Origin of the sequence: Rathayibacter oskolensis (assembly GCF_900177245.1) — a bacterium.
Taxonomy (GTDB): domain Bacteria; phylum Actinomycetota; class Actinomycetes; order Actinomycetales; family Microbacteriaceae; genus Rathayibacter; species Rathayibacter oskolensis.
On sequence record NZ_FXBM01000001.1, the window covers coordinates 1,703,515 to 1,720,374 of the forward strand.

Here is a 16,860-nt window from a genome sequence, read left to right on the forward strand (position 1 = left end):
GACTAGGAGCCCTTCTGGGTCGGAGCGGAGCCGCCGTCGGCGGCCCCGGGGTGGGAGGGGGAGGCATCGGGGCCGGCGAGGCGGCGGATCTCGGCGACGAGGTGCGCACGCAGGCGCGGCTCGGCGACCCGGAGGTAGCTGTCGACCGTCTCGCCCCCGCGGGGGGACCAGGAGACGACGAGGAGGCCGCCCTCCTCGACCGCGCGGTCGATGACGTAGCTGCCCTCGCCGGCTCCCCGCAGGAGGGTCGCCGGGATGACCGTCACGCGCTCGCCGACCGGGGCGATGACGACTCCGCGCTCGTGGAGGCGCAGGGTCGCGCGGCCGCGGAAGCCGAGCCCCGGGAGGACGACGCGCTCGAGCGGCTGCTCGAAGCGGGTCGTGGCGACGTAGGGCAGCTCGACCGCCTCGGTCTCGGCGCCGAGCGACTCGGCGGGCACCGCCTCCGGGGCGAGATCGGCCGACCGGCGTCGGCGAGCCCGCCACGACAGGATCATCCCGCCGAACACGAGCACGACGAAGACGATGAAGACGATCGTGATGACGGACCTATCCACGGGCCGACCTCGCCGCCGCGGCGACCGTCTCCTGGTCGACGAGCGCGCCGTCGAGCACGGTCGGGTAGCCGGCGTGGAGGGTCGCCACGACGCGACCCGGCAGCTGCCGCCCGAGGTAGGGCGAGTTGACGCTGCGCCCGCGCAGGTCGCCGGTCGAGAACCGGCGCTGCACCTCGGGGTCGTAGAGGACCACGTTCGCGGGAGCGCCCACGGCGAGACCGCGGTCGTAGCCGTCGAGCCGGCCGATGCGCGCGGGGGCGGAAGAGAGCACGCGGGCGACGTCCGACCAGGTCATCCGCCCGTCGTCGACGACCGCGGCGTGCACCACGCTCAGGGCGCTCTCGAGGCCGACCATGCCGAAGGCGGCGGCGTCCCACTCGCAGTCCTTCGCCTCGACCGGATGCGGCGCGTGGTCGGTCGCGACGATGTCGATCGTGCCGTCGGCGAGGGCCTCGCGGAGCGCGAGCACGTCCTCGTCGCGGCGCAGCGGCGGGTTCACCTTGAGGCGGGCGTCGTAGCTCGCGTGCCCGACGGCTCCCTCGTCGCCGGCGCCGCCCGCGATCAGCTGCTCGCTGAGGAGGAGGTGGTGCGGCGTGACCTCGGCGGTCACGTCGATCCCCCGCGCCTTCGCCCAGCGGATGACGTCGACCGAGCCCGCCGTCGAGACGTGGCAGACGTGCAGCCGCGAGCCGACGTGCTCGGCGAGGAGCACATCGCGGGCGATGATCGCCTCCTCGGCGACCGCCGGCCAGCCCTGGAGCCCGAGGGCGCTCGAGACCGCGCCCTCGTTCATCTGCGCGCCGACGGTGAGGCGCGGCTCCTGCGCGTGCTGGGCGACGACTCCGTCGAACGCCTTGACGTACTCGAGCGCACGGCGCATCAGCAGGGCGTCCGAGACGCACTTCCCGTCGTCCGAGAAGACGCGGACGGCGGCCCGGCTGCGGGCCATCGCGCCGAGCTCGGCGAGCGACTCCCCCGCGAGCCCGACGGTGACGGCGCCGATCGGCCGGACGGTCGCGTAGCCCGCGTCCTCGCCGAGGCTCTGCACCTGCTCGACCACGCCCGCGGTGTCCTGCACCGGCGAGGTGTTGGCCATCGCGAAGACGGCGGTGAAGCCTCCGGCCGCGGCCGCGCGCGACCCGGTGAGCACCGTCTCGCTCTGCTCGAAGCCCGGCTCGCGCAGGTGCGTGTGCAGATCGACCAGACCGGGCAGGGCGAGCAGGCCGTCGGCGTCGATCACCCTCGCGCCCCGGGAGTCGAGGTCCGTGCCGATCTCGACGACGACTCCGCCGTCGACGAGGACGTCGGCCGTGCTGTCGTCGGCGAGCGTCGCTCCCGAGATCAGGATCCGCGACCGGTCGGCTGTCGGGTTCTGGCTCATCAGTAGACCTCCCGTTCGCCGGACAGCAGCAGATAGAGCGCGGCCATCCTGACGGACACCCCGTTCGCGACCTGCTCGAGCACCGTGGAGCGGCTCGAATCGGCGGCGGCCGAGGAGATCTCGACGCCTCTGTTCATGGGTCCGGGGTGCATCACCATCGTATCCGGGCCCAGCCGGGCCAGCCGCTCGTCGTCGAGGCCCCAGATGCGCGCGTACTCGCGGCCGTTGGGGAAGAAGCCGCTCGACATGCGCTCCAGCTGGATGCGCAGGAGCATGACGACGTCGGGCAGGCCGGAGTCGATCGCGTCGTCGAGATCGAAGCGGATGGTGGCCGGCCAGTCCTTCGTGTCGACCGGCACGAGCGTCGGCGGGGCGATCAGGGTCACCTCGGCGCCGAGGGTCGTCAGCAGCCAGACGTTCGAGCGCGCGACGCGCGAGTGCAGGATGTCGCCGACGATCGTCACCGCGACGCCGTCGAGGCCCTTGCCCCGCGAGGCCTGCGCACCGTGCAGGCGCCGGCGGATCGTGAACGCGTCGAGCAGCGCCTGGGTCGGGTGCTCGTGCGTGCCGTCGCCGGCGTTCAGGATCGACGCGTCGATCCAGCCGCTCGCTGCGAGCACGGCGGGGGCTCCGGAGGCGCTGTGCCGGATGACCACGCCGTCGGCGCCCATCGCGGCCAGGGTCTGCGCGGTGTCCTTCAGGCTCTCCCCCTTCGACACGCTCGAGCCTTTGGCGCTGAAGTTGATGACGTCGGCCGACAGCCGCTTCGCCGCCGCCTCGAACGAGATGCGGGTGCGGGTCGAGTCCTCGAAGAAGAGGTTCACGACCGTCTTCCCGCGCAGGGTCGGCAGCTTCTTGACCTCGCGGTTCTGCACGTCGGCCATGTCCTCCGCGATGTCGAGGAGGGCGATGGCCTCGGCGCGCCCGAGATCGCGGGTCGAGAGCAGGTGCTTCACGAGGGGCTCCCGTCGGTCGGGGTCGGGGTCGCGGGCTCGGTCGTGGTCGTCGCGTCGGGGGTCGACTCGATCGCGACGAGATCCTCGCCGTCGGTCTCGACGAGGCGCACGTTGATCCGCTCGCTGAGGCTGCTCGGGAGGTTCTTGCCGACGAAGTCCGCGCGGATCGGCAGCTCGCGGTGCCCGCGGTCCACGAGCGCGGCGAGCCTCACCGCGCGCGGGCGGCCGATGTCGCTCAGGGCGTCGAGTGCCGCCCGGATGGTGCGCCCCGAGAAGAGGACGTCGTCGACCAGGATGACGGTGCGTCCGTCGATGCTCGCCGGGACGGCCGTGGGCGAGGGCGTCCGCACCGGATGGCGGGAGAGGTCGTCGCGGTACATCGTCACGTCGAGCGAGCCCGCGAAGACGGGGCCGGCGCCCGGCTCGATGCGGGCGATCGTCTCGGCGATGCGCCGGGCGAGGACGACGCCGCGGGTCGGGATCCCGAGGATCACGAGCGACTGCGCGCCGCGATTCGACTCGAGGATCTCGTGAGCGATGCGCGTGAGCGCACGCGCGATGTCAGCGCCGTTCAGCACGATGCGTGCCGCCACACCGACCTCCTTCCCCGCCTCACTGGACGGCTGTTAAAGGAAAAGCCTCGATGAGTATAGGGGCGCCGCCGGCGTCGGCCGGCGCACCTCCGGCTCGCAGGAGCTTGTTGGGCTCGTCGGACCCGGCGGAATCCGCGAGCCGAAGCCGACGTCGCGAGCCGGCTGAGCAGATAGCCGCGGGAGGTTGGCCGCGATCAGGGTGCCCGCAGCAGACGGCGCACGAGGCGCAGGATCCCGAGGAATCCGAGAAGCCCGATGAACGCCCCGCCCAGGTCGAAGAGGCGCAGGTCGGGAGCGAGCGAGGGCCCGGAGTCGCTGACGACCAGCACGATCGCCAGGACCACCGCGGTGAGGGAGATCAGCGCCGAGACCACCTCGGCGACCAGGCCGCCGACGAAACCGCGGTCGCCGCCGTCGGCGAAGGTCCGCAGCCGCACGCCCAGGGTGCCCCGCTCGAGCTGCTGGGACAGCGACTCCACCCGCCTCGGGATCCTGCGCGCGTACGCCGCCCCGACGGCGGCCTGCGCCTGGGCCGAGGCCGCGACCCGGCGCAGGCTCAGCATCCGCTTCATCAGCTTCGGCACCCGCTCGAGCGCCCGCTCCACCATGTCGAAGTCGGGCACGAGCACGTGGAGGCAGCCCTCCAGCGTCGCGAAGCTGCGGAAGGCGGAGCTCAGCGTCGCGGGAAGGGCGATGTGGTGCTGCCGGATGACGTCGAGCATCATCGTGAAGATGGAGCCGTCGCTGCCCGGCCGGTAGCGCACTGTCGTGAGCACCTGCCCGATGTCGTGGCGGAAGGCGTCGAGGTCGGCGCCGTCCGGCACGTCGACGATCAGCAGCAGGGCGTCCGTCGCGGCGATGTCGTCCTCGCTCGCCGCCGCGAGCAGCAGCGCGGCGAGGTACTCGCGCTGACTGCGCTCGACGATCCCGATCGCGCCGAAGTCGATCAGCCCGAGAGTGCCGTCCTCGCGGAGGATCACGTTGCCGGGGTGCAGATCGGCGTGGAAGACGCCGTGGACGAGGATCTGCTCCAGCACGACGTTCATCAGCCCGACGGCGAGCGCGTCCCGCTGCTGCATCGAGAGCTCCGCCAGGCGGTCGTCCGCGCGGCTCAGAGGCCGCCCGTCGACGCGGTCCATCGTGATCATCTGCTTGCTGCTCGCCTCCGCGTGCACCTCGGGGACGGTGATCACGACGTCGTCCCGCTCGCCGTGCTCGGCGATCTCGACGAGGGTGGCCCGGATCATCTCGGTGTTGCGGTACTCGATGCCGTAGTCGAGCTCGTCGAGCAGGGTGCTCGAGAAGCCGCGGGCGACGGAGGTGGCGCGCAGGTCGCGCCCCTGCCGGGTGTGCAGCTCGGCTCGCTCGGCGAGCCGCAGGATGATGTCGACGTCCGCCTCCACCTGCGCTCGCGCGGTCGGGCGCTGCACCTTGATCACGACGTCCCGGCCGTCGAGGAGCCGAGCCGTGTGCACCTGCGCGACCGAGGCCGCGGCGAGCGGAGTCTCGTCGACGGAGGCGAACACCTCCTCGATCGGGCGGCCGAGCTCGTCGGCGATCTCGGCGCGGATCGTCTCCCACGGCAGCGTCGTCGCACCCGACTGCAGCGAGGAGAGCGCGCTGAGGTAGGGCTCCGGGACGAGATCCCGGCGCGTCGAGAGCACCTGCCCCAGCTTCACGAAGGTGACCCCCGAGGCGTTGATGGTGTCGACGACCGCCTCGGCGCGCTGCTCGGCGGTGGTCGGATCCCCCTCGATGCGGGCGCGGCTGTGGAAGACCCAGCCGAGGCCGTGCCGCGAGGCGATCGCGAGGATCTGCAGGTACCGCCTCGTGCGCCGGCGCTGCCGGAGGGCGCCGCGCACGACATCGATCGGGTTCCGGAGCGAGGCGGTCGGCCAGAAGAGCTCGAGGGCGACCAGGAGGCCGACCCCGAGGGCGAAGACCCATCCGATCGACAGCAGGATCGTGAGGAGCGCGACCCAGGCCGAGCTCTCGACGGTCGCGCGGTCCCCCGAGACGATCCCGGTCTCCCGGGCGACCCAGACTCCGAACGGCAGACCGGCGACGAACACCAGCAGCCCGACGACGACGCTCCTCGGCCACCCCACCGGAGTGCCGAGGATGCGCCGGCTGACCGAGCCGACCGCGATCGAGGAGAGAACCGCCAGGACGACGATCAGAACGGTGACGGCCACGACTGCCTCTCGGACGGCGACGGCAGGGTCGGCGGATCCGCCTGCCGGACCCATGCAACCACCAGGCGGGCGCCGAGCGACAGGCGACCTCGACGCCACTTGGCGTGGTGACGGAGTGGACGCCATCGGCTGCGGGAGGCCCGTGCTGCCCGTCCTCCCGGGCTCCGACCCGCTCTTGTACGACCGTGCTCTCGGCACGGGCGAGATCTCGGGCCCGCGGGACGAGCTCCGGCTCGCCGGAATCGTCCGAATCCGCTAGCCGAACGCGATTCCACGAGCCCGAGATGGGGACCTGGGCCGATCAGGCGGTCGCGCGCGTCTCGACGACGGAGGCGAGCAGCCCGTTGATGAAGCCGGCGGAGTCGTCCGTCGAGAGGACCGTGGCCGCCTCGACCGCCTCCGCGATCGCGACGCCGTCGGGCACCGCGTCGTTGTGGAGGATCTCCCAGACGCCGATCCGCAGGATCGCCCGGTCGACGAGGGGCATCCGCGAGAGCGTCCAGCCCTTCGCGAGCTGCGCGATCAGCGCGTCGATCTCCTCCGCGTTGTCGATGACCCCGTCGACGATCTCGCGCGCGTACAGCCACGACGCCTCACGGGCGGGCTCGTTCGCCGCGCGCTCCGCCTCGGCGCGGAGCGACTCCGAGAACGAGATCTGCCGCACGTCGGCGTTGTAGATGATGTCGAGGGCGCGCTTGCGCGCCTTCGTGCGAGCACTCATCGGAGCGCCGGCTCAGCTGACGCGGCCGAGGTAGTCGCCCGTGCGGGTGTCGACCTTGACCTTCGTGCCGAGCTCGAGGAACAGCGGGACCTGGATCTGGTAGCCGGTCTCGACGGTCGCCGGCTTGGTGCCTCCGGTCGAGCGGTCGCCCTGGAGGCCCGGCTCGGTGTAGGTGATCTCGAGGACCACCGAGGCGGGCAGGTCGATGTAGAGCGGGTCGCCGTCGTGCAGCGCGAGCGTGACGTTCTGGTTCTCGAGCATGAAGTTCGCGGCGTCGCCGACGACGGCCTCGGGGACCGTGATCTGGTCGTAGTCGCTGGTGTCCATGAACACGAAGTCCGCGCCGTCGCGGTAGAGGTACTGGAAGTCGCGTCGGTCGACGTTGGCGGTGTCGATCTTGGCGCCCGCGTTGAAGGTCTTGTCGACGACCTTGCCGGTCAGCACGTTCTTCATCTTGGTGCGGACGAACGCGCCGCCCTTGCCGGGCTTGACATGCTGGAAGTCGATGACGTTCCAGAGCTGACCGTCGATGTTGAGGACGGTGCCGTTCTTGATGTCGGTGGTAGAGGCCATGCGAAGGGGGATCCGTTTCGGTGGAAGTCTGCTGCCGTGTGGCCCGACTCCGCGGGCACGGCGATGTTCGGCCGGTACGGCCAACCCGTCGAGTGTAGTCGAAGAGCCCCGCGAAGCCGAGGGAGCGATCGGAGCAGGCCGTCGACCGAGCCTGGACGCCGCATCCGAGTGTGTTGACCGGCTCCCTCTCCCGCGGGACGGTGGAGGGACAGGAAGTGAAGGAGTCGCACCATGCACATCGTCACGAATCCAGGAGTCCCCGTCTTCTTCGGCATCGTCGCCGCCGCCGTGCCCCTGTTCGTCGTCGCCGTGATCGTCCTCGCGATCGTGCTCGTCGTCGTCAACGTCCGCCGTGCGAAGAAGCTCGGAGTGAACCCGCTCACCCTGCAGACCGACGTCGCCGCGCGCTTCGTGAAGGACGGCGTCGGCGGCGACCGGCCTCTGGCCGACCGCCTCGCCGAGCTCGAGGGCCTGCGGGCCGCGGGCACGATCACCGAGGCCGAGTACACGGCCGCGAGGTCGGCAGCGCTGGGCTCCTAGGAGCCGATCTCCTGATAGGCCGCGAACAGCAGCGACGTCTCGGGCCCCTGCAGGATGCTCGGGCGCGCGAGATCGTCGAGCACGACGAACCGGAGGATGCCGGCACGCGACTTCTTGTCGCGCTGCATCGCCGCGAGGAGCGTCTCCCACCGGCCGAGCGGGTAGCTCGTCGGGAGGGTCAGCGACTCGAGGACGCTGCGGTGCCGGTCGACGACCGCGTCGCTGAGCGTGCCGGTGAGGCGCGAGAGCTCGGCGGCGAAGACCATGCCGACCGACACGGCGGCACCGTGGCGCCACTGGTAGCGCTCGGCGTGCTCGATGGCGTGGCCGAGGGTGTGCCCGTAGTTCAGGATCTCGCGGACTCCCTGCTCGGTGAAGTCCTCGCCGACCACCCGGGCCTTGATGCCGATCGACAGCTCGACGAGGCGGCGGAACTCCTCCGAGGAGGGATCGGTCGACAGATCGACGTCGGACTCGATGATGTCGAGGATCTCGGGCTCGGCGATGAAGCCGTACTTCACGATCTCGCCGAAGCCGGCGAGGATCTCGTTGCGCGGCAGGCTCGTCAGCACGTCGAGATCGGCGACGACGGCGCGCGGCGCGTGGAAGGCGCCGACGAGGTTCTTGCCCTCGGCCGTGTTGATCCCCGTCTTGCCGCCGACGGCGGCGTCGACCATGCCGAGCACCGTCGTCGGCACCTGTACGAGATCCACTCCGCGGAGCCACGTCGCCGCGACGAAGCCCGCGAGGTCGGTGATCGCGCCGCCGCCGAAGCCGACGACGACATCGGTGCGGGTGAAGTCGGACTGGCCCATCACCTGCCAGCAGAACGCCGCCACCTCGACCCGCTTGGCCGCCTCCGCGTCCGGCACCTCGGCGAGCAGCACGTCGTAGCGCTCGAGGAGGCTCTCGCGGATCTCGGCGGCGAGCACGGCGAGGGTCGGCGGGTGCACGATCAGCACCTTGGCCGCGCGCGGACCGATCGCGTCGGCGAGTCCGTCCAGGAGCCCCCGGCCGACGGTGATGTCGTAGCCGTTCTCTCCGGACACGGTGATGGCGGTGGTGCCGTCGTTCATGACTGTCTTCCACTCGGGCGGCCTGTGGTGGCCGCCGATCCTGTCGCTGCGGGTCCGCCGGCGGCGGTCCCGTGGTCTGTTCTCGGGCGCTCCGTCTGCGCGGGGCGGCCCTCGCGCACCCAGGCGGCGATCTCGGCCGCGAGGGCGGTGATCGGCCGTCGCGAGGTGTCGACGACCGTGTCGGCGAGAGCCTCGTAGATCGGGCGTCTCTCCTCGTGGATGCGGGTCCAGTCGGCGACTCCCCCGCGCACCAGCGGGCGGACCCCGGATCCGAGTCGCCCGGCGACGGCCTCGGCCGTGGTCGTGAGCAGCACGACCGGGACCTCCGCGAGATCGGCCCGGGTCGCGGGGTCGAGCACCGCTCCGCCGCCGAGGCTCAGCACCACGTCGCGGCGCACTTCGCGCTCGACGACGGCGCGCTCCTCGCGGCGGAAGGCCGGCTCACCGTGCAGATCGAAGTAGGCGGCGATCGGGCCGTGCCGCCGGACGAACTCGGTGTCGGAGTCGACGAACTCGGCCCCCAGCGCTCGCGCGACCCGCTTGCCGATCGTCGTCTTCCCGGCGCCCATGGGCCCGACGAAGACGACCCGCGCGCGGACCGCGCCGGTATCGTCTCCCGCCATCAGCGCACCCGCGCCCGGCGATCGCGCGGGATCATGCGAGGCCGAGCGCCGGATCGCTCAGCGGCAGGGTGCGCAGCTCCTCCGGGATCGCGGCGAGGTAGCCGTCGAGGTTGCGGCGCGTCTCGGTGACGCTGTCGCCGCCGAACTTCTCGAGGACCGCGTTGGCCAGCACGAGGGCGACCATCGCCTCGGCGACGACACCCGAGGCGGGGACGGCGCAGACGTCGGAGCGCTGGTGGTGCGCGCCGGCGGCCTCCCCCGTCGCGACGTCGACGGTCCGGAGCGCGTGCGGGACGGTGGCGATCGGCTTCATGCCGGCGCGGACGCGCAGCACCGTGCCGGTGCTCATGCCGCCCTCCGTGCCTCCGGCGCGGTCGCTCGAGCGCCCGATGCCCGCGGCGGAGGCGAAGAGCTCGTCGTGCGCCTCCGACCCCCGACGCGTCGTGGTGAGGAAGCCGTCGCCGACCTCGACGCCCTTGATCGCCTGGATGCCCATGAGGGCGGCCGCGAGCTGGGCGTCGAGACGGCGGTCCCAGTGCACGTAGGAGCCGAGCCCCGGCGGCAGATCGTAGGCGAGCACCTCGACGACTCCGCCGAGGGTGTCGCCGTCGTCGTGCGCGCGATCGACCTCGGCGACCATCAGCGCGCTCGTGGCGGCGTCGTGGCAGCGGAGCGGATCGGCGTCGAGGGTGGCGACGTCGGCCGGGGTCGGCAGGGGCGAGCCCTCCGGGACGCGCACCGGCCCGATGGCGAGGGTGTGGCTGACGAGGGTGATGCCGAGCTCGCCGAGGAACCGGCGGGCGACGGCGCCGAGCGCGACCCGGGCGGCCGTCTCGCGGGCGGAGGCGCGCTCGAGCACGTTCCGCGACTCCTCGAAGCCGTACTTCTGCATGCCGACCAGGTCGGCGTGGCCCGGACGCGGCCGGGTGAGCGCGGCTCCCCGGCCCTTGGGCAGGGTCTCGGGGTCGCGCGGCTCGGCCGACATGACGTCGACCCACCGCGGCCACTCGGTGTTGCCGATCCGCAGGGCGATGGGGCTGCCCATCGTCGCGCCGTGGCGGATGCCCGACGAGACGGCGAGCTCGTCCTGCTCGAAGTTCATGCGCGCACCGCGGCCGTAGCCGAGCTTGCGGCGGGCCAGATCGGCGCGGATGTCGTCGAGCGAGACGGGGACCCCCGCGGGGAGTCCTTCGAGGACGGCGACGAGTTCGGGACCGTGGGATTCCCCGGCCGTGAGCCAACGGAGCATCCCACGATTCTCGCACACGCTCTCAGCCCGCGAGGTCCTCCGCCACCGCCACCCGCATGGCCGCGAGCACCTCGTCCTCCCGGGGTAGAGGGAGGCTCGGGTCCCCTCCGACGAAGATCCGCACCTGGATCAGCGCCTGGTGCAGCAGCATGCCGAAGCCCGACACGACCGGTGAGCCGGCTTCCTGCCAGAGCAGGGCGAGGCGGCTGGGCCACGGGGAGTAGGCCACGTCGAAGAGCGTCGAGGAGGCGGCGACCGGGTCGGGCACGCGGAGCGCGTCGGCGGCGCCCCCCGGCAGCGTCGAGACGACGAGCGGATGCGGCTCCCCCCGGTCCCACTCCGAGAGCGGGCGGATCGCCAGTGCGACTCCCACCGCGGCGGCGACCGGCTCGAGCGCCGCCGCCCTCTCGGGAGAGCGCGTCGTCACGGTGACGAGGGCCGCGCCGAGCTCCGCGGCGGCGGCGAGGGCCGAGGCGGCGGTCGCCCCTCCCCCGAGAACCTCGATGCGGTCGGCGGAGGCGACTCCCGCCTCGCCGAGCGCGCGCACGATCCCGGCGACGTCGGTGTTGAAGCCGAGGAGGCGCGACTCCCCCGATCCGCGCTCGACCAGGACCGTGTTGACCGCGCCCGTCACCCGCGCTACGAGATCCTCCTCGGCGAGCAGGGGGCGGACGGCGTGCTTCAGCGGCATCGTCAGCGAGAGCCCGTGCCAGGGGCTGCCCGCGACGACCTCGGCGAGGGTCGCCTCCGTCGTCTCGACGGCGGTGTAGCTCCAGTCGAGGCCGAGCACCCGGTAGGCCGCCGCGTGCAGTGCGGGCGACTTCGAGTGCGCGATCGGCGAGCCGAGGACCGCGAGGCGGTTCCCGGCCGTCGTCACTGGTACTCCGGGTGGTCCCGCATCCAGGCCTGCCACTGGGCGACGGCGGCCTCGTGCTCGGCGTCGGTCGTCGAGTAGACGGTCTCGCCGGTCTCGAGGTTCACCGTGACGAAGTACATCCAGGTGCCGTCGGCGGGGCGGAGGACCGCATCGATCGCGACGTCGCCCGGGTTCGAGATCGGGGCGGGCGGCAGGCCGTCCCGCTGGTAGGTGTTGTAGGGGTTGTTCGCGTCGTCGCGCTCGGCGTCGGTCGTCGTGACCCGGTCGGTCGCTCCCGTGCCGTAGGCGACCGTCGCGTCCGACTGCAGGCGCCAGCCCTGATCGAGGCGGTTCTGGAAGACGCGGGCGACCTTCGGGAAGTCCTCCGCGACGCGCGCCTCGCGCTGCACGAGCGAGGCGAAGACCACGGTGCGGTAGCGCTGGTCGACGGGCACTCCCGCGGCGTCGAGCGACTGGTACATCCGGTTCACGAGCGTCTGCAGGATGTCGTGCGCCGACGTGCTCGGATCGATGTCATAGGTCGCGGGGAAGAGGAAGCCCTCGAGGCTGGTCGCCTCGGCCGGGAGGCCGAAGGAGCCCCAGTCGGCGGCCGCCGCCTGCAGGTCGGCGAGCGGAACTCCCGATCCGTCGGCGATCAGCGGCAGCGCGGCCGCGAGAGCCGTCCCCTCGGGGATGACGAAGGTGTTGGCGAGCCGGGTCGACTCGGAGTCGAGCAGCGCCGAGAGCGCCGCCTTCGAGCTCATCTCGGCCTTCAGCGAGTAGGCGCCGGGCTGGAACACGGGCTCGGGGCTCTGCGAGACCAGGAGCTCGTAGAAGGGCGCGTAGGACTTGATCACGCCGTCGGTGACGAGGTTGTTCGCGATGTCGCTCCCGTCGTCGCCCTGGTGGATCGTGAAGACGACCTCGCTCGTGCCGGTGCCGGCGAAGTCGGTCGGCTCCGGCTCGGCGAAGAGGGCGCGCACCGGCTCGATGAAGATCGTCACGGCGACAGCGACGAGGGCGATGAAGACGCCGAAGGCGAGGAGTCCGCCGATCAGCCCGCGGTGGTTGCGCTGCTTCTTCTGCCGGCGGCGTCGCTTCGGCGAGACGGCGGCATCCGGATGCGCGGGCGCGACGGCCTCGCCGCGGTCGCGAGGGGCCGGCACCTCGGGGCCCGAGAAGAGCTTGTCGAGCGGATCGTGGGCGGACGTCGTCGTCCCGTCCTCAGTCGACGTGACGGGATCCTCCCGGCTCGGCGGGTTCTGCTGATCGGCCTCGGCGGCGCGGGCGGCGCGGCGGCTCGGGGGGACGTCGGCCACGGGTTGGTCGTCCTTCGTTCGGTTCGAGCGCGATGCCAGCCGGGGAACCGGAGGAGCGCTCGGAATCGATGGCGTGCTGCAGGATCACCACGGCGGCGATCTGGTCGATCACGGAGCGGGAGCCGCGGGTGCTGCGGCCGGAGAGGTGCAGGGCGCTCTGCGCGGTCACGGTCGACAGGCGCTCGTCGACGAGCCGCACCGGCGCGGAGGGGACCGCGGCCTCCAGCCGTCCGGCGAACTCCCGCGCGTCGTCGGTCGAGGCGGTCCCGCCTCCTGACAGCGAGAGCGGGAGGCCGACGACCAGTGCGACCGCCGCGTACTCCTCCGCGATCGCCGCGATCCGTGCGACGTCGGAGCCGTCGGTCGCCCGGGCGACGGTCTCGACCGGCAGGGCGAGGAGCCCGTCGGCGTCCGAGCGTGCGACTCCGATGCGGGAGCGACCCACATCGATGCCGAGCCGGACGCCGAACCGCTCCATTCAGCTGGTCGCTTCCGTGACGACGGCGTCGAGGGCGGTGCCGATCGCCGACACGTCGGAGCCGCCGCCCTGGGCGAGGTCGTCCTTGCCGCCCCCGCCGCCCCCGAGGATCCCCGCGGCGCGGCGGGCGAGGACGCCGGCCTTCCGGCCGAGGTCGCGGGCCGCCTGGTTGGTGGCCACGATGACGGCGGGCTTGCCCGAGACGTCGGCAGCGAGGGCGACGACCGCCGCCTCCTGGCCCAGGCGCTCGCGCACGGAGGTGACGAGGGAGCGCAGCTCGTCGGTGGAGCCCGCGGTGCCGATGTTCTCGGCCACGACGGTGACGCCTCCGATCGTGCGGCGGTTCGCCGCGATCGCTGGCACGCGGTCGGCGAGGGCGCGGGCCTCGAACGCCGCGATCCTCTTCTCGGCGGCCTTGAGGCTCGCGACGAGCTCGCTGATGCGCTCGGGCAGCTGCTCGCGCGGAGTCTTCAGCGACGACGAGATCGTGCTGACCAGGGCGCGCTCGGCGGCGAGGTCCTTGAACGCCTCGCGGCCGACGAGCGACTCGACGCGGCGGTTCGTGGATCCGACCGACGACTCGCTGACGAGGCTGATCAGGCCGACCTCGGCGGAGGTGCCGACGTGGGTGCCGGCGCAGAGCTCGCGCGACCAGGGACCGCCGATGTCGACGACCCGCACGACGTCTCCGTACTTCTCGCCGAACAGCGCCATCGCCCCGAGCGCCTTCGCCTCGTCGAGCGGGAGCTCGCGGGTGACCACCTCGAGGTTGTCCCGGATCGCGGTGTTGGCGATGTCCTCGATCTCGGTGCGGGTCTCGAGCGACAGCGCCTGGTTCCACGAGAAGTCGAGGCGCAGGTAGCCGGCCTTGTTGTACGAGCCCGACTGGTGGGCCTGCGGGCCGAGCACCTGGCGGAGCGCCGCGTGGATGAGGTGCGTGCCCGAGTGGGCCTGCGTCGCACCCCGACGCCAGTCGCGGTCGACGACGGAGGTGGCGGCGTCGCCGACTCCCACTTCGCCGCTCGCGACCTGGACGGTGTGGCTGATGAGCCCCTTGACGGGCTTCTGCACGTCGAGCACCTCGAGGTCGAAGCCTGAGCCGACGATGCGGCCCGCGTCCGCCTCCTGTCCACCCGACTCGGCGTAGAGCGACGTGGCCTCGAGGACGACCTCGGCGATGTCGCCGGCGACGGCCTTCGTGACGACGTGACCGCCCACGATCAGGCCGACGATGCGCGACTCGGTCTCGAGGACGTCGTAGCCGGTGAACAGGGTCTCGCCGCGGGCGCGGAAGTCGGCGTAGACCGAGAGGTCGGCCAGGGCCGACTTCTTCGACTTCGCATCGGCCTTCGCGCGCGAGCGCTGAGCCGACATCAGGGAGTCGAACGCCTCGCGGTCGACGCTGAGCCCGGACTCCTCGGCGATCTCGAGGGTCAGATCGATCGGGAAGCCGAAGGTGTCGTGCAGGAGGAACGCGGTGTCGCCGGGCAGCGTCGCCGCCTCGGCCTTCTTGGTCTTGAGCACCGCGAGATCGAGGATCTCGGTGCCGGCGGCGAGAGTGCGCAGGAACGCCTCCTCCTCGCCGAAGGCGCTCGTCGAGAGGCGCTCGTACTCGTCCTGCACCTCGGGGTAGGCGGCGGCCATCGCGTCGCGCGAGGCCGCGAACAGCTCCGGGAACGTGGCCGTGTCGACTCCCAGCAGGCGCATCGCCCGCACGGTGCGGCGCATCAGGCGGCGGAGGATGTAGCCGCGGCCCTCGTTCGACGGCGTCACGCCGTCGGAGAGCAGCATCAGCGACGAGCGGACGTGGTCGGCGATGACCCGCATCCGGACGTCGTCCTCGTGCACGGCGCCGTAGCGGCGGCCCGAGAGCTCGGCCGCGCGGTCGAGGACCGGGCGCACCTGGTCGATCTCGTACATGTTCTCGACGCCCTGCTTGAGGAACGCGACGCGCTCGAGCCCCATTCCGGTGTCGATGTTCTTGCGCGGCAGCTCGCCGAGGATGTCGAAGTCGACCTTGCTGGTGCCCTCCCCGCGCAGGTACTGCATGAAGACGAGGTTCCAGATCTCGACGTAGCGGTCGTCGTCGGTGGCGGGGCCGCCGTCGATGCCGTAGGCGGGGCCGCGGTCGAAGAAGATCTCGGAGCAGGGGCCGGCGGGGCCCGGCTGCCCGGTCGACCAGTAGTTGGTGTCCTTGTCGAGGCGCTGGATGCGCTCGTCGGGCAGACCGGCGATCTTCTTCCAGAGCGCGATGGCCTCGTCGTCGTCCTTGTAGACGGTGACCCAGAGGTCCTTCTCGTCGAAGCCGAGGCCGCCGTCGCTCTCGGCGCCGGTGAGGAGCTCCCAGGCGTAGCCGATCGCTCCCTCCTTGAAGTAGTCGCCGAACGAGAAGTTGCCGTTCATCTGGAAGAAGGTGCCGTGACGCGGCGTCTTGCCGACCTCTTCGATGTCGTTGGTGCGGATGCACTTCTGCACGCTCGTGGCGCGCGGATACGGCGCCGGTACCACTCCGGTGAGGTAGGGCACGAACGGCACCATGCCCGCGACGGTGAAGAGGAGGCTCGGGTCCTCGCTCACCAGGGAGGCGGAGGGGACCACGGTGTGTCCCCGGCTTCCGAAGAAGTCGAGCCAGCGGTTGCGGATGTCAGCGGTCTGCATGGGTTCCGTTACGGTTCGGTCGGTGTCGACGCGGGTGTCGGGGCGAGGCGGGGGTCAACCCGCGCCGATGGCGGCCTTGAGCTCGGCCTCGCGCTGGTGGTAGCCGTCGGAGACGGCCTCGCCGAGCTCCTTGGCCGTGCGGTTGAGGTCCTCGAAGAGCCGGGCGCCGGCGGCGGTCCGGGCGACCTGGTGCGCGAGGGCGAAGCCGAGGCCGATCCCGACGACGATCAGGACGAGGTTCTTCACGGGTGTTCCTTCCACGGCGGCGGGGAGCGCGGGCCTTGTCGATTCTAGAGCGCGAGCCCCGGCCTACCTGGAGGAGGACCTGCGGGTGCGCCGGGAGCTTCTCGCGGTGCCGCGACTCACGGAGTCGCCGACCTTCTCGGCGGTTCGCCCTGCCACGAGGACGGCGCGCACTCCCGCGGTGAAGCCGGCGAGCTTGATCAGCGGTCCGCCGACGGTGGCGGCGGTGAGGGCGACGAGCGCGTTGACGTTGCCGGTGACCTCGGCGACGTCCTTCGTGATGGTGTCGACGCGGGCGAGCTGCTGGTTCGCCTCGCGGAGGGTCGAGGCCGACTCGTCGAGGATCGGGGTCAGGCCGTCGCTGGCCTGCTTGATCGCCTCGCTGGTGCTGTCGAACACGCGACCGAGCTTCCAGAGGGGGATCGCCGCGATCGCGACCAGGATCGCGAACACGCCAGCGGCGATGAGTCCCGCGATGTCTCCACCGGACACGGTGACCTCCGTTTCGACGCCGCTCGAGTGCGGCACCCCAGCCTAGCGACGCCGCGGCGGGAGCCCGGGCCCCGCGGCTGCGCCTCCGGGTGCGAGCCGCCCGTGCCGGCGCGCGATCTGCAGGAGGGCGTGCGATCAGCAGGAGACCGTGCGATCAGCAGGCGAGCGCGGCCGGAGAACGCTCTCCTCCGCCTGGAAGCCGGCGGAGGAGGCGGATCGCCTGCGAATCGCACGCGCGCGCGGCCGGACAGCGGCCGGACGAGCCTCCTCGCCGAGCACACGCCGGCGCCCCAGACGCGACGAAGGCCCCGGCGCAGTGCCGGGGCCTTCGGGGAGAGGCGGCCGAGGAC

17 protein-coding genes are annotated in these 16,860 nt (G+C 72.1%); 1 reads left to right on the forward strand and 16 read right to left on the reverse strand.

The window, feature by feature from the left end; translation table 11 throughout:
* Positions 1–2 precede the first annotated feature (2 nt).
* The 7 genes from B9Y99_RS08105 to efp all read right to left on the reverse strand — a co-directional run bounded on the left by B9Y99_RS08105 (position 3) and on the right by efp (position 6,976).
* Positions 3–557, reverse strand: coding sequence for a PH-like domain-containing protein (locus tag B9Y99_RS08105; protein WP_085475973.1), 555 nt, complete (start codon positions 555–557; stop codon positions 3–5).
* Complete coding sequence (locus B9Y99_RS08110) at positions 550–1,938, reverse strand: dihydroorotase (RefSeq protein ID WP_085475974.1); 1,389 nt, start codon at positions 1,936–1,938, stop codon at positions 550–552. The genes B9Y99_RS08105 and B9Y99_RS08110 overlap by 8 nt, the downstream gene beginning before the upstream one ends.
* On the reverse strand, positions 1,938–2,894 hold the full coding sequence (locus tag B9Y99_RS08115; protein WP_085475975.1) for an aspartate carbamoyltransferase catalytic subunit: 957 nt from the start codon (positions 2,892–2,894) through the stop codon (positions 1,938–1,940). The genes B9Y99_RS08110 and B9Y99_RS08115 overlap by 1 nt, the downstream gene beginning before the upstream one ends.
* The gene (pyrR, locus tag B9Y99_RS08120) at positions 2,891–3,487 is read right to left on the reverse strand and encodes a bifunctional pyr operon transcriptional regulator/uracil phosphoribosyltransferase PyrR (protein WP_085475976.1); all 597 of its coding nucleotides are present in this window, start codon (positions 3,485–3,487) and stop codon (positions 2,891–2,893) included. Before pyrR ends, B9Y99_RS08115 begins: the two co-directional genes overlap by 4 nt.
* A 194-nt stretch (positions 3,488–3,681) precedes the next feature.
* The gene (locus B9Y99_RS08125; protein WP_165759563.1) at positions 3,682–5,682 is read right to left on the reverse strand and encodes an ABC1 kinase family protein; all 2,001 of its coding nucleotides are present in this window, start codon (positions 5,680–5,682) and stop codon (positions 3,682–3,684) included.
* A 301-nt stretch (positions 5,683–5,983) separates the two neighbouring features.
* On the reverse strand, positions 5,984–6,403 hold the full coding sequence (gene nusB, locus B9Y99_RS08130; RefSeq protein ID WP_085475978.1) for a transcription antitermination factor NusB: 420 nt from the start codon (positions 6,401–6,403) through the stop codon (positions 5,984–5,986).
* Between the two features lie 12 nt (positions 6,404–6,415).
* The gene (gene efp, locus B9Y99_RS08135; protein ID WP_085475979.1) at positions 6,416–6,976 is read right to left on the reverse strand and encodes an elongation factor P; all 561 of its coding nucleotides are present in this window, start codon (positions 6,974–6,976) and stop codon (positions 6,416–6,418) included.
* A gap of 231 nt (positions 6,977–7,207) precedes the next feature.
* Here efp and B9Y99_RS08140 point away from each other — a divergent pair, with 231 nt between their 5' ends.
* Entirely contained in the window at positions 7,208–7,516 is a 309-nt protein-coding gene (locus tag B9Y99_RS08140) for an SHOCT domain-containing protein (RefSeq protein ID WP_085475980.1), read from the forward strand.
* Here B9Y99_RS08140 and aroB read toward each other — a convergent pair.
* The 9 genes from aroB to B9Y99_RS08185 all read right to left on the reverse strand — a co-directional run bounded on the left by aroB (position 7,513) and on the right by B9Y99_RS08185 (position 16,510).
* Positions 7,513–8,592, reverse strand: a complete 1,080-nt coding sequence (gene aroB, locus B9Y99_RS08145) for a 3-dehydroquinate synthase (RefSeq protein WP_085475981.1) — start codon at positions 8,590–8,592, stop codon at positions 7,513–7,515. The genes B9Y99_RS08140 and aroB overlap by 4 nt on opposite strands.
* Positions 8,589–9,215 (reverse strand): shikimate kinase, encoded by a 627-nt coding sequence (locus tag B9Y99_RS08150; RefSeq protein WP_085475982.1) that lies wholly within the window; start codon positions 9,213–9,215, stop codon positions 8,589–8,591. Before B9Y99_RS08150 ends, aroB begins: the two co-directional genes overlap by 4 nt.
* Before the next feature lie 31 nt (positions 9,216–9,246).
* Positions 9,247–10,464: a chorismate synthase gene (aroC, locus tag B9Y99_RS08155; protein ID WP_085475983.1), complete on the reverse strand. Its 1,218-nt coding sequence runs from the start codon at positions 10,462–10,464 to the stop codon at positions 9,247–9,249.
* Positions 10,465–10,486: 22 nt separating this feature from the next.
* Positions 10,487–11,341 (reverse strand): shikimate dehydrogenase family protein, encoded by an 855-nt coding sequence (locus tag B9Y99_RS08160; RefSeq protein WP_085475984.1) that lies wholly within the window; start codon positions 11,339–11,341, stop codon positions 10,487–10,489.
* Positions 11,338–12,639, reverse strand: coding sequence for an endolytic transglycosylase MltG (gene mltG, locus B9Y99_RS08165; protein ID WP_085475985.1), 1,302 nt, complete (start codon positions 12,637–12,639; stop codon positions 11,338–11,340). Before mltG ends, B9Y99_RS08160 begins: the two co-directional genes overlap by 4 nt.
* Positions 12,545–13,117, reverse strand: coding sequence for a Holliday junction resolvase RuvX (gene ruvX, locus B9Y99_RS08170; RefSeq protein ID WP_085475986.1), 573 nt, complete (start codon positions 13,115–13,117; stop codon positions 12,545–12,547). Before ruvX ends, mltG begins: the two co-directional genes overlap by 95 nt.
* Positions 13,118–15,775: an alanine--tRNA ligase gene (gene alaS / locus B9Y99_RS08175; protein ID WP_085475987.1), complete on the reverse strand. Its 2,658-nt coding sequence runs from the start codon at positions 15,773–15,775 to the stop codon at positions 13,118–13,120.
* 54 nt (positions 15,776–15,829) lie between these two features.
* Positions 15,830–16,021 carry a hypothetical protein gene (locus B9Y99_RS08180; protein ID WP_085475988.1) on the reverse strand — a complete coding sequence of 64 codons (192 nt, stop codon included), beginning with the start codon at positions 16,019–16,021 and terminating at the stop codon, positions 15,830–15,832.
* A 63-nt stretch (positions 16,022–16,084) separates the two neighbouring features.
* Positions 16,085–16,510: a DUF948 domain-containing protein gene (locus B9Y99_RS08185; RefSeq protein WP_085475989.1), complete on the reverse strand. Its 426-nt coding sequence runs from the start codon at positions 16,508–16,510 to the stop codon at positions 16,085–16,087.
* Positions 16,511–16,860: the final 350 nt, after the last annotated feature.

Bases quoted from the DNA above. Each gene is read 5' to 3' on its own strand.
- B9Y99_RS08110 (WP_085475974.1), bottom strand. From the start codon at position 1,938: ATGAGCCAGAACCCGACAGCCGACCGGTCGCGGATCCTGATCTCGGGA.
- nusB (WP_085475978.1), bottom strand. From the start codon at position 6,403: ATGAGTGCTCGCACGAAGGCGCGCAAGCGCGCCCTCGACATCATCTAC.
- efp (WP_085475979.1), bottom strand. From the start codon at position 6,976: ATGGCCTCTACCACCGACATCAAGAACGGCACCGTCCTCAACATCGAC.
- B9Y99_RS08140 (WP_085475980.1), top strand. From the start codon at position 7,208: ATGCACATCGTCACGAATCCAGGAGTCCCCGTCTTCTTCGGCATCGTC.
- aroB (WP_085475981.1), bottom strand. From the start codon at position 8,592: ATGAACGACGGCACCACCGCCATCACCGTGTCCGGAGAGAACGGCTAC.
- B9Y99_RS08150 (WP_085475982.1), bottom strand. From the start codon at position 9,215: ATGGCGGGAGACGATACCGGCGCGGTCCGCGCGCGGGTCGTCTTCGTC.
- aroC (WP_085475983.1), bottom strand. From the start codon at position 10,464: ATGCTCCGTTGGCTCACGGCCGGGGAATCCCACGGTCCCGAACTCGTC.
- ruvX (WP_085475986.1), bottom strand. From the start codon at position 13,117: ATGGAGCGGTTCGGCGTCCGGCTCGGCATCGATGTGGGTCGCTCCCGC.
- alaS (WP_085475987.1), bottom strand. From the start codon at position 15,775: ATGCAGACCGCTGACATCCGCAACCGCTGGCTCGACTTCTTCGGAAGC.